The 13,929-nt window shown below is 59.2% G+C and carries 15 protein-coding genes; 2 read left to right on the forward strand and 13 right to left on the reverse strand.

Going from position 1 to position 13,929, the window contains the following annotated elements; genetic code table 11:
- Positions 1-18: 18 nt before the first annotated feature.
- The 13 genes from ACR0B0_RS11245 to ACR0B0_RS11305 all read right to left on the reverse strand — a co-directional run bounded on the left by ACR0B0_RS11245 (position 19) and on the right by ACR0B0_RS11305 (position 11,946).
- A complete protein-coding gene (locus ACR0B0_RS11245) occupies positions 19-423 on the reverse strand; it encodes a hypothetical protein (RefSeq protein ID WP_480647821.1) in 405 nt (134 codons plus the stop codon).
- Positions 424-571: 148 nt separating this feature from the next.
- Positions 572-835 (reverse strand): hypothetical protein, encoded by a 264-nt coding sequence (locus tag ACR0B0_RS11250; protein ID WP_170350160.1) that lies wholly within the window; start codon positions 833-835, stop codon positions 572-574.
- Positions 792-2,345: a cytochrome D1 domain-containing protein gene (locus ACR0B0_RS11255; protein ID WP_480647823.1), complete on the reverse strand. Its 1,554-nt coding sequence runs from the start codon at positions 2,343-2,345 to the stop codon at positions 792-794. Before ACR0B0_RS11255 ends, ACR0B0_RS11250 begins: the two co-directional genes overlap by 44 nt.
- Entirely contained in the window at positions 2,320-3,534 is a 1,215-nt protein-coding gene (nirJ, locus tag ACR0B0_RS11260) for a heme d1 biosynthesis radical SAM protein NirJ (protein ID WP_480647826.1), read from the reverse strand. The genes ACR0B0_RS11255 and nirJ overlap by 26 nt, the downstream gene beginning before the upstream one ends.
- A gap of 3 nt (positions 3,535-3,537) precedes the next feature.
- Positions 3,538-4,020 (reverse strand): siroheme decarboxylase subunit beta, encoded by a 483-nt coding sequence (gene ahbB, locus ACR0B0_RS11265; RefSeq protein WP_170400006.1) that lies wholly within the window; start codon positions 4,018-4,020, stop codon positions 3,538-3,540.
- Entirely contained in the window at positions 4,017-4,466 is a 450-nt protein-coding gene (locus ACR0B0_RS11270; protein ID WP_170377198.1) for an Lrp/AsnC family transcriptional regulator, read from the reverse strand. Before ACR0B0_RS11270 ends, ahbB (ACR0B0_RS11265) begins: the two co-directional genes overlap by 4 nt.
- Positions 4,463-5,452 carry a siroheme decarboxylase subunit beta gene (gene ahbB, locus ACR0B0_RS11275; RefSeq protein WP_480647828.1) on the reverse strand — a complete coding sequence of 330 codons (990 nt, stop codon included), beginning with the start codon at positions 5,450-5,452 and terminating at the stop codon, positions 4,463-4,465. The genes ACR0B0_RS11270 and ahbB (ACR0B0_RS11275) overlap by 4 nt, the downstream gene beginning before the upstream one ends.
- A 4-nt stretch (positions 5,453-5,456) precedes the next feature.
- On the reverse strand, positions 5,457-6,602 hold the full coding sequence (locus ACR0B0_RS11280; RefSeq protein ID WP_480647830.1) for a cytochrome D1 domain-containing protein: 1,146 nt from the start codon (positions 6,600-6,602) through the stop codon (positions 5,457-5,459).
- Positions 6,599-6,907 (reverse strand): c-type cytochrome, encoded by a 309-nt coding sequence (locus tag ACR0B0_RS11285; RefSeq protein WP_254428531.1) that lies wholly within the window; start codon positions 6,905-6,907, stop codon positions 6,599-6,601. The genes ACR0B0_RS11280 and ACR0B0_RS11285 overlap by 4 nt, the downstream gene beginning before the upstream one ends.
- 46 nt (positions 6,908-6,953) lie before the next feature.
- Entirely contained in the window at positions 6,954-7,715 is a 762-nt protein-coding gene (gene cobA, locus ACR0B0_RS11290) for a uroporphyrinogen-III C-methyltransferase (protein ID WP_425082366.1), read from the reverse strand.
- Between the two features lie 188 nt (positions 7,716-7,903).
- The gene (locus ACR0B0_RS11295; protein ID WP_480647832.1) at positions 7,904-8,305 is read right to left on the reverse strand and encodes a cupredoxin domain-containing protein; all 402 of its coding nucleotides are present in this window, start codon (positions 8,303-8,305) and stop codon (positions 7,904-7,906) included.
- A gap of 56 nt (positions 8,306-8,361) precedes the next feature.
- Complete coding sequence (locus ACR0B0_RS11300; protein WP_480647834.1) at positions 8,362-10,146, reverse strand: NapC/NirT family cytochrome c; 1,785 nt, start codon at positions 10,144-10,146, stop codon at positions 8,362-8,364.
- A gap of 123 nt (positions 10,147-10,269) precedes the next feature.
- On the reverse strand, positions 10,270-11,946 hold the full coding sequence (locus tag ACR0B0_RS11305) for a cytochrome D1 domain-containing protein (protein ID WP_170377212.1): 1,677 nt from the start codon (positions 11,944-11,946) through the stop codon (positions 10,270-10,272).
- Between the two features lie 237 nt (positions 11,947-12,183).
- On the opposite strand from ACR0B0_RS11305, the gene ACR0B0_RS11310 reads away from it, so the two are divergent.
- The gene (locus ACR0B0_RS11310) at positions 12,184-13,365 is read left to right on the forward strand and encodes an NnrS family protein (protein WP_170377215.1); all 1,182 of its coding nucleotides are present in this window, start codon (positions 12,184-12,186) and stop codon (positions 13,363-13,365) included.
- A 99-nt stretch (positions 13,366-13,464) separates the two neighbouring features.
- A complete protein-coding gene (locus tag ACR0B0_RS11315) occupies positions 13,465-13,914 on the forward strand; it encodes a c-type cytochrome (RefSeq protein WP_170350172.1) in 450 nt (149 codons plus the stop codon).
- Positions 13,915-13,929: the final 15 nt, after the last annotated feature.

The raw sequence follows: 13,929 nt of genomic DNA on the forward strand, positions 1-13,929 counted from the left end.
GGATATGGGTTGCGCGACTTACGACCACGGCGCACCTCCGGTTACTTGGATTGACGCCATGGACGCGCGCGGGGCGCGTTCGGATGTTTCTTGGGGCGCGTGCGGGGGGCCTCTGGTTTCGGGCCATAACCGCCTAACTTGGTAGTAATTGACCAGGTTGCGGTCATCGCAGCGAGCGACCTGAACAATCCCGTCCGATTTCAGTTCCGGCAGGTTTGGCAGGGGTGCCGCAGCGGTGACGGCGCACAAGGCACAGTCGGCGCATTTCGGGCAGGGCGCGGTTGGGTCTTCGGTCCCTTCTTCGAGGTCCACTTGAACCCAGACCGCGCCTGCCTCCGAGCAGATCTCAACCCACATGCTTCGTCCGGGACTCGCCAGCGCCGGACTAAGCAGTTGCAACAGCAAAAGAAGGGTGCCTGCCATGGCGCACGCCGCGCGTAAAGCGCGGACAGACAGTGTGTGCAGTGGGACTGGGGCAGACATGGAGAATCCAACTCGGCGTTCTTTCCTTTGTCCTACGGGATTCTCTCAGACGGATACTTGACTTAGGTCAGGTATCCGAAATTTGTGACTAATCGTCGGCTTCATCCATCAACCCGCGCAACCAGCGCCCGGCCAGCCAGGATGCGGGCAAGCCCAGCGGGATCGACCACAGGATTGCGCTTACAGGTGCGATCACGCCAAGCCCCATGCCATTGGCAACCAGACCCGCCAGAAACAGGTTGATGGCCACGGTTAGTGCCGTGGCGGGGTAGAGCAGGATGGCCAGTTTCCAGACCGGCCATTTGCCCTCAGTGGCTGGTACCTTCCGAGAAGGTGATTTTGTTCCAGACATTATATTTCCCCGAAGGTTTGCGCATGGGCAAGCGGCGAACCTCTTCCAGAGTTTGCGCGTCATAGACGATCACGGCACCATCATCTTCCCAGATCGATACCAGTGCATGGCGCCCATCCTTGGTGAACTCGACATGGGCCACGGTTTTGCCTGGCGCTGGGCGTAAAGTCTTTACGATTTCAAGGCTTTGCTTATCGATTACGTGCATCGCATCCTTGTTGGGCCCAAAGAACACATCGGCCCAGACGTAAGGAGAATTCTCATGACTGCGCATGAAGAAACCCGGCCCTTCGGTCTTGATCCGTTTGACCGTTTCCCATGTCTGCATGTCGATCACAGACACGGTGCCGTCGGTCAGGTGCGGCGTGGCCATCACGGTTGTATCGCCGTACCGCCACGTGATGCCTGATCCCAGATGCGGCATACCTGGCAGGTCTAGATCAGCCACTTTCTGACCGATGACCAGATCAATAACCTGCCCGCCCTTGCCGTCGCGCGAGGCACCCATGACGTATTCATAGCTTTGGTCGAAAAAGAAGTCGTCCAGATAGTCAGGCGTGGTGATCTTGCGAACCGGGAAGGGATTTGGGTTCTTGAACTGCCCTTCGATACGGAAATCGTGACCCAGTCCGAACTGAGGTGGGTTGTCGCCATAGAAGACCTCCCAAATCTCGGGAACGTCTTTCAGGGCCAGCACAAAGCTTTCGCGTGGCGGGGCCTGATAAACGGCAGAAACGCGGCTGGGATTGCCCTTTTTGCTTTTGATCTCGATGACCTTGGCGACCGAAAGGTCGCTGGTCGACAGCAGGGTCAGGCTGTTGGGCAGGTAATTGGCGACGGCTACCCATTTTCCATCACCTGACATGGCGATGTTGCGGCTGTTCAGCCCCGCGCGCACGCGGCCCACCTGTTTCAGAGCCCAGATATCGTATTTCTGAACCCAACCATCGCGCGACATGATGAAAACATAGCGCCCGTCGGGGCTGAACTTCGGGCCTCCGTGGACGGCGAACGGAGTTTCGAACCGATCCAATACTTCAAACGTATCACCGTCCAACACGCTCACGTGGTGATCGCCGGTTTCGACGGCCAGCGTGATGTTCATCGGGTCGCTGTCCCAGACGGGAGCATCGACCGGGCTGTATTCTGCGTCCAGCGTACGGCTGGCCATGATCTCGGCCTCGCCCCATTCGGGGTTGGTTTCCAGCGGGGATTTCAGCCAACCCGCCAGTTCTTCGATCTGCAAGGCGTCGAGTTCATGCGAAAAGGCGGGCATCTGGGTGGCTGTACGCCCCTCGGCAATCACGGCGGCCACACGCGGGCCGCGCATGCGTTTCAGCGTCTCGGGGATCAGGGCCGGGCCAACACCGCCCAAACGGTTCTCGCCATGGCACGAGGCGCAGTGTTCGGCATAGTCCGACGGGGCGTCGGCCCATGCTGAACCAGCCAGAAGCAGCGAGCAGAGCGTGCCTATTTTCAGCGTGTCAAAAGAACTGATGTGCTGGATCATGACGTTTCCCCCGGAACGGCGTGACCTTGAGGCGTTCGCCCGCGTCATCCACGCCGATTTCTTGATTGGAAAGATAGCAGGCCGGATCTTCGGCCCAGGGATCGCCGGTCACCTGCAAAGCCCGGATACGAGTGTTGCCGCCACAGACGTCCTTTAATTGGCAGGCCCCGCAGCGCCCTTTCAGCGGACGTGGTCGGGTGCGCAGCATAGAGAGCATCTGGTCCTCACTGGCCCACAGTTCTGAGAACGGTTTGGTCTTCACGTTGCCGACCGTGTAGTCGGACCAATACGTATCGGGATGCACGCGCCCCAGATTGTCGATATTGGCCACGCCCAACCCGCTGGAATTCCCGCCCCACGCGGCGAGATGTTCGCGCACATGAGCGGCCTTGTCGGCATCGAAATGCGTGCGCACCCAGTTCAGGAAGAACCCCGCATCTGCATCATTATTGCCGGTCACAATGTCCAGCGGGCGCCCGCCCGAGGCGGCCTCCCACGCGCGCTCCAGCAGCAGGTCCAGCCCGTTACGGGTGCGCAGGTGTTCAGCATCTTCGCCCCGGTTCTTGTCGCCGCGCCCAGCATAGACCAGATGCGACAGGTAGAACTTGTCGACCCCTTCGTCATCGCACAGTTGCAGCAGGTCGGGCAGGTGATGCTGAGTGCCCTCGGTCAGGCAAAATCGCAGGCCCACTTTGATCCCGCGTTTCTTACATTCGCGCACACCGCGCAATGCGTCGGCAAAGGCGCCTTCAACGCCGCGGAACCAGTCATTTGTGGCCCCGATCCCGTCCAGCGAAATGCCGACATAGTTGAATCCCACATCGGCAATCATATCAGCGGTTTCATCGTAAATCCGCGTGCCGTTGGTCGACAGCGCCAGCATCGGCACCAGATCGCGGGCGCGTTTGGCAATGTCGAAGAAATCAAATCGGTCCAGCGGTTCCCCACCCGAGAGGATCAGGGCCGGGACGCGAAATTGGCCCAGATCCTCAAGGGTTACCATGGCTTGCTCGTGGCTAAGCTCACCGGGGAACGCAACATCCGCCGAGACGGTGTAGCAATGGCGGCATTTCAGATTGCAGCGCCGCGTCAGGTTCCAGATCACCACAGGTTTCACCGGTCCGGGGCGGCGTTTTCGCACCGGGGTCGGGGTGACGAGTTGGTGCATGTATTCGGTCAGGCGGAACATGTTTCAGCCTTTCGCTTTCAGGCGCAGCCCGGTCTTTTTCAGAATGCGCGTGGAATAGAGGATGTCTTTGGCCCGACAGGCATCGCCGAGAATTGCGGTGATCTCGGCGCGCTTTTCTTCGACCTCGTCACGGTCCGCGCCGTGAACCATGGCAAACAAATTGTAAGGCCAGTCGGGCAGGGCGCGGGGGCGTTCATAGCAGTGGGTGACAAAGGGCAGCGCGCCGATCTGGGTGCCCAGTTCAGTCACACGGTCGTTTTGCACATCCCACACGGTCATGCCGTTCGAGGTCATGCCCAGTTTGTAGTGATTAGGAGCAGCGGCAATTCGACGGATAACGCCGCGCGATTTCAGTTCGGCCAGGCGGAACAGCAACGCGTCTTCGTCGATGCCAAGACGCTCGGCCACCCGCGCATAGGGCGCGGGCACGAGGGGCAGGCCGCCTTGCAGCGCCTCGATAATCTCTCTGTCTTTTGCGTCGATCATGCCGCTACCCGGAAGCCGATGAAGAATTCCTGCAATTTGGGGAAACGGAGAACCTCGATCCCCGTTTCCCGTTCGATCGCATCAGCGGTGGCCTCGATCCCCTCGGGCGTTTCGGTGGCCAGTACGAACCACATGTTCAGCCGGTGCGTACGTTCATAATTATGGGCAACCTCCGCGTGCGCATTGACTTTGGTCAGGACGGTTTCGAAATTTTCGACCGGCACCGCCATGGCGCACAGACAGAACGCACCCCCCATGGCGGCCGCGTCGAAAAACGGACCGAAGCGGGTGATGATGCGTTCCTCTTTCATGCGGCTGAGGCGGTGCAGCAATTCGCTTTCCGGAATGCCAAGTTCGGTGGCAATCGCGGCATAGGGATGAGGGATCAACGGCAGGTCGTCCTGCATTCGGTTCAGGATTGCACGGTCGGTTTCGTCCAGTCTCATGCGGCGGCCTCTTTCGGTTGGATCAATGCGCCGGTCTGTTTGAAACAGCGGGTCGAAAACAAAACTTTGTGGCGCGCACCGGCCAGTTCCGGCAGGGCAACGGCGCCGGACAGAACTTCTTGCGCCTCGCTGCGCGAGCGGGCGTGAATCATGGAATACAGGCGGTAAGGCCAGACGTCCTCGACGGGGTTACGTTCATAGCACAGGGTCACGCCGGGATGTGCGGCCAGCGCCGGGCCGGCGGTGTCGATCTGACTGGCGGGCATGTCCCAAACCACCATCGCATTGGCCGACCAACCCAGCGCCCGGTGACGTACGATGACACCGAGGCGCGAGATGATGCCGGCATCGTGCAGCGCCTTGATCCGCGCCAGAACCTCGGGCGTGGAACGGTTCATTGATCGAGCCAGCGCGGTATAGGGTTCCGCGACCAGTTCTAAGCCGGAACTGAGCGCCTGTAGCAGGGCGCGGTCGCCGTCCCGCATGGCCGAGCGATCCACCTTGCGGGGGCCGGGCACATTGCGGGAATTGCCCGACATTCGAAAACCAAGATCGACATTGAATGGGCGTACCAGCCGCAGGTCCAGTACCCGCAGCCCAGTACGTCGGGCGATCCTGGCAAGGGTATCGTTCACATGCACCCGGTCCGGCCCGGTGGTCACGAACCACAGGTTCCACGTATCCTCGCGCTGGTAATTGTGGTTCACTCCGGGTTCTGAGTCGATCAGGGCGGCGATTTCTTCCAACTGTTCCTCGGGGGCGGCAACGGCGGCCAGGGTGCTGGCCGATACTGCCCCCGGTGCAATCGTCGCACCCACCCGCGTGATCCGACCGGTTGCGCGCATCCGGGTCAGGCGATCGATGACCTCGGCCTCGTCCAGACCCAACGCTGCGCCAAGTACCTCAAACGGATGGTCGGTTATGGGAAAATCGCGCTGAAACTCGTCCAGCAAGCGACAGTCGATCGGGTCAGTGATGTGATCCATCGTCTCAAAGCCCCGTTCTGTGCGCACGTGCCGTGAAGAAGATGCCTGATGGGCTGTCCGCTTCAATCTCGCGTAGCTTTTCAAAGGTTTGCGTGTCATAGACCATGACCTTGTTGGCATCGCGCACGCTGATCCAGACCTCGTGCCCACGCGGGGTGAATTCCATATGCAGTACGGCTGGACCGGGTTTGAATTCGTGGATGATGTCCTTGGTGACGCTGTCGATCACTTGAATCGTATCGTTCAGCGGATGGGCGAAATTCACCCAGACTTGCCGCCCGTCGGGCCGGGCCATGGCAAAGACCGGCTGACCGTGGGTCTGTGTGCGTCCGGTTTCGGTCAAAGTGTCGGCATCGATCCAAAGAACCTCGTGATGGCCCACGGCGGGTAGAACGAATTCGCGGCCTGTCAGCGCCCAACCTTCCAGGTGGGGCATCTTGTAGACAGGCATTTCTTCTTGCCCGCGCCCGTAATCCGGTAGGACGCGGATCGGTTCCGGGGCCTCGGCCCAGAGATCCAGCGCGGTCAGCCCGTCCTCGCCAAAAAGGCCAGTGATATAGGTGCGGCCATTGGCAGTGATCAGCGCGTCATAGGGGTTTTTGCCCATATCGGGGATCTTGGTGATCTCGGGCGTGCCTCTCGCGAAATCGGCAATCCAGGTTTCGCCAGAGTCCCACATGGTGAAGACGAACCTGCGGCCCGGCGCGTCGACCAGACCGATTGTTTTGCTACCCGTTGGGATATCTGCGACCAACTCAAGCGTATTGGCGTCGAACACACGGACGCCGCCGGGTTCATAGTTCGACACGGCGACTAGCTGTCCGTCGTCTGAAATTGCGCCACCAATTGCGTTACCGGCCTGTACGACGCGGTTCACGATCTGTCGGGTGACGATATCGACTTTTGTCAAACCACCATCGCGCCCGAACACATAAGCAAAGCGTTCGTCGGGCGAATAGACCAGCGAGGCATGGGACAGATCGCCCAGCCCTTCGATCCGCGCCAGCGCGGCCCGGTCGGATTGATCTACCAACAGGACCGAACCCTTGGCGCGTTCGATCACAAGACCAAGATCACCAGTGGCGGTTGGTTCAGCATGCGCCGAGGTCATTATCAGGGTGGCGGCAAGGCCAAGAATAAGCTGTTTCATTGTGCCTCCTGTTGCAGCAGGTAACGGGCGATCCATTCGGCCTCTTCCTCGGTAATAAGGGGGCGCCAGGGGGGCATTGCCGTGTCGGGAATCCCATCGAGAATGACGCCGGTCAACACGTCCGGATCATAGTGTTGCAGCGTTTGGGACCGAAGATCGGGACCAAGGCCACCCTTCAGCGACAGCCCATGGCACGACCCGCAATCCTGATGGACAAGCCGTCTCAGGGCGTCGGGGTTCAAGGTGTCGGCGGCAAATGCCGAGGTGGCGATCACAACCGCGCCGGCCAGCAGAACCGAAGTCAACGGTTGGCTGCTCTGCCTGCCAGGCGCAACAGTCCGGTGACCTAGCCTAGCCATGCGCTTGTTCCATCAATTCGGCCACCGAACGTTCGGCATACAGCGAAACCACCTGTCCGATGATAAACAAAGTGGGTGCCTCAAGTGCAGCGCTGCGCACGTCGGTGGCCAGCCTGTCCAACCGGGACACGATTCGACGTTCGGCCCGTGTGGTGGCTTTGCTGACAGCCAGCACGGGGGTCGATCCGGGCAGGTTCTCGGTCATCAGCCCCATGGCGATTTGGCCAATGTTGGCTACGCCCATGTAGACGACCAACGTCGAGTCGGGATCGGCCAACCGCTTCCAATCCAGGTCCAGCACCTTGTCTTCCTGCCGGTGGCCAGTGACATATTGGACCGAGGTTGCCAGCCCGCGATGGGTCAGCGGTACGCCGGTCGAACAGGATGCCCCCTGCGCGGCCGTGATGCCGGGTGCGTACTCGACCGTGACGCCATGGGCCACAAGATACGCCGCTTCTTCCGAGCCACGGCCAAAGATCATCGGGTCGCCGCCTTTCAGCCGTGCAACGGTGTGACCGGCGCGGGCCTCTTCCAACAGAATCTCATTGATGCGATCTTGCGGTACGGTATGGCATTTAGGGGCCTTTCCGACCGGAATCAGCCGCGCCTTTTCGGCATGCAGGGCAAGGATGTCGTCCGAAACCAGCCGGTCATAGACGACCACGTCGGCCTCTTGCAGCATGCGCAAGGCACGCAGGGTCATGAGTTCGGGGTCGCCGGGGCCGGCGCCAATCAGAAAAACCTTACCGCTCATGTGCAAACTCGCTTGGTCTGAATGTCTTCCGAGCCCGGGTTTGCCTGCGAAAAGGGACGTTGCTGGGCGAACCGGGCGTGTCATGAGAACAGGTTGGCGGATTCTGCTCGCGGCTTCCTTGACTAAAGTTAAGGAGCGCGGGATTTGCGCCCGCGCTCCTTTGACTTGCCTGTATTTTTTACCTCGGCTCAGGGTTCTACGGTGATCATTCCGATCATGTTCTGCGTTTCCCAATGCGGCCCGCACAGGTATTCCTGCGGGCCTGGAGTAAGGAATGTCAGATCAACGGATTCCTCAGGGAACAAACGGTCGCTTTCGGGTTCGCTGCCGCCTTTCAGCAGCACACTGTGACTGGTGCGTTTGTCCACGTTCATCCAGCGCACTGTCGTTCCTGCTTTCACGGTCAACTGACCGGGGCAGAAATTGTATTTGTACATCAGCACCACTTCGGCGTCTTCGACGGCTGACGAAGGTTGCCCGAACAAGTCGACATAGCGTTGCTCAGCCTCGGCGCAAATCTCGGCGGTTTCATCCGCCAAGACGGGTGGGGCGAGAAGTAGAAGTGCAGGAAGAAGGCAGTAGGGTTTCATGATCCATCTCTCCTTTCCAAAAAAGGGCGGGGGCCGGGTTTTCCGGCCCCTATCCGTTATTGTTTGACCACGTTGATGTTGGCGCTGTCGTCGTCCAGCGCCAGGCTGGTGTTCAGCGTAACGTGGTGGAACCGCGCGGCGGCAAAGTCATCATGAATGGCAAAGCCCACCGTATAGGTCTGACCCGGTTCCAGCGGCACGTCGCCGGGCGCACCCGAGTTCAGTGGCCGCGAGAAGACGACGGTCCACACGCCACCGGACAGATTGGCCGAGGCGGCAATTTCTCCGTCATTGACCACGCGCTGTTCCAACAGATAACCGTTGGAGGCGCTGCCATCAGCATAGACACGCATCAGGTCCAGATAAGTGCCATCGTCCAAGTATTGCTGGATCTGCGCCTCGGCCTCCAACTTGTCCCAGCCACCCAATGCCTTGCCGCGGCGACCTTTGACTTCGACCTCGGTCCGGCTTTCGCTGATGTATTTGGTCACTGTGTCCTGAGTGCTCAGGCGGCCTGCGATATCCCCATTGGCGGCAATCGCGTCAGCGCCCGGATCAAATGGCATATAGCTGTTGTCTGCGTGGCACGAGGCCCAGCAGCCTACCTGATCGCCCAACTCGATCCCGGTACCGGTGATCATCATTGCGACCTTGATCTGGTTGTCGGGGTCCATCTTGCCGCCATCGACGAAGGGGGCAGGGTTATGGCCTGCATCCGGCCATTGCATGCGAATATAAAGGTTCTCGTCATCATGCGCGGCCTGCAAGGTCGCATCGATCACACCACGTTTGCCGGGGATCGGGGTTGGTTCCAGATCACCGCCCGCAACGATCTTGTTGCCGATCGTATCCAGTTCTTTGGCGTGACAGGTCGAGCATTGATCGCCGCCCTTGGTCAGGGGACGGGCCCCGCCGTGGAACTTGCCGTTCTGCACCCACTCAAAAGAGGCTTGCCCGGGGTAGAACAGTTTCAGATCGGCGCTTGCAACGGCATTCCAGTCGACGCTGCTGCCAACATCACTGCCGCCGCCTGCCGGTGCTGCGGCTTCTTCGCCGTTTGCCTTGGCGCGTTCTTCGGCGACGGCTGCGTCTACGGCGGCCGCGATCTGTGCCTGAACGGCCTCTTGCTGGGCGGTTTTGGCTGCTTTTTCAGCCTCGGCTTCGGCAGCTTCCTTGGCTTCGATCTTCGCAAGGCTGGTTAGGTATTCCTGCGGGATTTCACGAATGAAGGCCGGGTTGGGTGCCTCAAGCTTTTCCAGATAGTCCTCATCGGCCCGATCACGGGCGTCCGAGTGGGCGATCCCCTTGTGACAATCGATACAGGTCTGGCCGATCTCCATCGCATTCAGGTGCTGCTGACGTGCGCGCGGTTTCTGGAACTCGGGCATCATCGATTCAAAATCGTGGCAGTTGCGGCATTCACGTGAGTCCGTGGATTTCATCCGCTCCCATTCATTCATCGCCAGATGTACGCGCTTGGCTTCAAACTTTTCGCGGGTGTTGATGGTGCCGACCAGCTTGCCATACAGCTCTTTGGACGCCTTGATCTTGCGGATCATCTTGTGGGTCCAGTCCTTGGGAACGTGGCAGTCGGAACAGACCGCGCCCACGCCAGACCGGTTCACGTCGTGGATCGTGCCGGTGTATTCCTCATAGACGAAATCACGCATCTCGTGGCACGAGACACAGAATTCCTTTGTGTTGGTGGCTTCCATGGCGGTGTTGAACCCGCCCCAAAAGACGATGCCCGCGACAAAGGCCACGGCTATTCCGGCCACGGGCATTCCCCACAGGAAATACCGGCGCCAAATTGGTTTCTTTTTTTCCGGTTCGGAAGTCATATCCGGGCTCCGTTTGGCTTTCTTATCTGGCCTTGGGTGGCAGGCCGGTGGATTTGGCTGTTTGGTCAAACGAGGAAAGGGCGGGCGAGGGGCCCGCCCTTTCCGGTTTTGGTTGCGAACTCGTCAGGTGACGTGGTTCGAACGGTTGTAGACATTGAACTTGCCGGTCGGAGCATAAAGCCCTTCGATGCGGCCGATTTCTTCCAGCGTCTTGGCGTCGAAGATCACGATCTGACCGTTAGGTTCTTTCGAGTCCGACAGGTTCCACTTGGAAACCCAGACCTCGGTACCATCCGCGTTGAATTCGAAGTGAACAGCGGCGCTGCCTTCGTCTTCGGTGATCTGGATGGTTTTCACGATCTCGCCGGTCTCTTTCGAGATGACCTGCACCGATTGCTGAACTTCAGGTTCCGGGTGCTTGGTCTGGTCAGCCCAGATGTAGTCCGAATTCGGGTGAGTACGGACAAACAGGCCGGGGCCGTCGGTTTCCACTTCGTAGCAGATCTTCCAGGCATCATCCGGGCGGTTTTCGGGATCGTTACCCCAGACGGTTACGGTACCCACACCAAGGTGTGTCGTACCAGCAACCGGGCCGCAATTTGGGTCGACCCAGTTGGCACCCGGGCCGGGGTGCGGCAACGCGGCTGTGTCGATCATCGCTTCCAGCTTGTGGGTTTCGGTATCGACAACCACCATCTTGTTCGACGCGTTCGCGGCGATCTGGAAGTATCGGCCTGTCGGGTCAAAGAACCCGTCATGCAAGAACTTGGCGCTGTCGATCTTGTCGATCCGCAGGTTGTCCAGATCGGTATAATCGACCTGCCACAACTGCCCCAATTCCTTCACGGCAACGATCCAGGTGGGTTCGTTCGGAGTTGTGTAGATTGCGGCCACACGGGCCTCTTCCACGTAATCCCCGTCCACGTTCACACCGCGGGTTGATACGACCTTGACCGGTTCCATGGTCTGGGCGTCGACGATTGCGAAATGCGGCGGCCAATAGCCCCCACCGATGACGTATTTGCCGTCACCAGAAACGGCAACGTCGCGGGCGTCATAGGCAATCTTGACCTCGGAAACCAACATCTTGTCTGGCGTCTGCCAGAGGTCGATCTTAGTCATCTTGCCGTCACGGCCCATGGTGTACCAGAAACGCCCGGGCTGTTCTGGCTCTTCCAGTGCGTGGTGTTCAGATGCTTTCAGAACGTGAACGGCATAGCCGGTCGGGATGTGTGTCAGAACCTCTTTCGTGTCGCCGTCGATCACGGCCACCTTGCCCACATCGCGTTCGATGACAACAAAGAAGTTTTCCCAATTACGGCCATGCAGCGGCTCGGTTGGATAATCGGCTTCTTCGACATAGACCTTACGGGTCGCCATCATCTGTTCAAGTGACATTTCAGGCGGCTTTGGCGGCTCCATCATGATGTAGGTCGCCATGTCCTTTATTTCCTGCTCGGTCATGATGTCCGAGAAGTTGTTCATCCCGCCTTCGGTACCCCAGGCGATGATCTTTTCAAGCCGTTCCTGACCTAGTTTTAGGGTGCCGGATTCGGTTACGGTGCCATCGTCGTTTTTGGTTTTGACCATCGGTTCAAGACTTTTACCGGTGGCACCTTTACGTAGAACGCCGTGACAGCCTGCGCATTGCTCGAAATAAAGTTGTTTGGAGGATTCAAAGGCTTCCTCGCTAAGGGTTGGCTCTTCGGCGAAGGTTGGCGCAGCGACGCTGCCCAGCAGCATCGCCAAACCGACCCCAAAGGCGCGGCCAGTTTTGTTGTAGCTGATTCCAAGTGACATGATCACTCTCCATTTGCGTGGTGAGGCAGGTCCAAGGGTGAGACATCGCGCCCGACGGCTCCTTGACGAAAGTCAACGCCAGGGGCCCATTTCAAGGGTTCGGCAGGAAAAAATGGCGAAAAAAACCGTCATAAAATCTGTGTTTTAGAGGCATGTTTTTCGTGAGGATTGATTTTTGTTAAGTCCGTTGCGCGGGTTGGCTGCTAGGGCTGAAAAAAACGGTTGAGGAGAGCAGCCATGCCCACAATCATCGCCCGCATTCTTGGTGAAGGATTTCGTGTTTTCTTTCTGTCTGCCGGTCTCTACGGCCTGTTTGTCGGCGTGGTCTGGGGGCTGTGGCTGACAGTGCCTTACATGGCGCCGGATTACGGTATGACGCCGCCGATGTGGCACGCGCATGAGATGATTTTCGGCTATGCGACGGCCGCGCTGGGCGGGTTCTTTCTGACCGCAGTACCGAACTGGACCGGCGCCCCCGAGGCGCGGGCGCACTTTATCACTCTGGCTGCCGGGCTGTGGTTGGCCGGTCGGATGGCCATGTGGTTTTCAGGTGTATTGCCGCCAGTTCTGGTTGCGGTGGTCGACCTGGCCTTTGTGCCGGTTCTGGGGGCCAAAATAGCTACGCAGCTGATCCGCCGTCCCAAGCCGCAGAACATGATTTTCCTGCTGTTGCTGAGCTTGATCTGGGTCGCGGACATGATGACACATCTGCAATGGATTGGGGTCACTGAAGGCACTCTGCAAACTGGGCTGCGCGCGGGATTGTTGGCGTTGTGTGCGATGATCGCCATTTTGGGTGGTCGGATTACTCCGGCCTTTACCCGCAATGCCATGAAACGCGCTGGGGTCCCAGAGGCGGACTGGCCGGTTTCGGTCGCCTTGTTCGACAAGGCAGGCATGGTTCTGGCCCTGATCTTGCCGCTGGGTGTTCTGGTGCTCGGTGCAGGGCCGTTGGCCGGGGTTTTGGCGCTTGCCCTTGGGGTGGTTCAGATACTGCGCATGGCCAATTGGCGCAGCCGCTGGGCCGCCCGGCAGCCAATTCTGCTGGCGCTGCATTTGGGTCTAGGCATGTTGGCGATGGGGTTGATCTTGTGGGGGCTGGCAGTGCTGGGTCTGGGCAATGAAATCGCCGCCCTGCACGTATTGGGCATAGGGTGTGTGGGCGGTATGACCCTGGCAGTCATGAGCCGCGCCGCGCTGGGTCACAGCGGCCGTGCACTAATCGCGCCCGCCCCGATGGTCGTAGCCTATGGTCTGATGGCGGTTGCTGCCCTGTCACGCTGGATCGGGGCCGAGCTGAACGCAGGCTATATGGTGGCGATGCTATTGTCGGACGGCCTGTGGGTCTGTGCCTTTGCGCTTTACCTGATCGCCATGTGGCCTGCGCTGACGGGTCCTCGTACGGGCCGGGAGGGATGATTTTCATTTACTTCCGCCAGCCTTGACTTTCGTTAAGGCCCTCCTACGGCCCAGCCGCCATTCTGGCTAGACAAGCTAAACTGCGCAAAGGAGAGCGCAATGCGAGAAGTCATGACCAAGAGCATGGCTCGCAACATATTCTATGGCGGGTCCCTGTTCTTTATCCTAATATTTCTGGCCCTGTCGGCCCATTCCCACTGGTACATCGTGAATTCCGAGAATTCGGCAAAACTCGATGAAAGTGTGGTTCGGGGCAAGCACGTCTGGGAAAAACACGCGTGCATCAACTGTCACACGATCTTGGGTGAAGGGGCCTATTTCGCCCCCGAAGTCGGCAACGTGATGACACGTTGGGGTGTGCTGGACGACCCGGAATCAGCCTTTGAGTCCCTCAAGGGCTGGATGGAGGCACAACCGACCGGCATTCCCGGTCGTCGGCAGATGCCCAATTTCAACCTCAGCGACGAAGAAATTCGCGACCTGACCAACTTCCTGATCTGGACGGACAATATCGACGCTCAGGACTGGCCGCCCAACGAGGCTGGCTGAGAAAGGGAACGGAGC

This window comes from Ruegeria sp. BA12 (assembly GCF_056539625.1).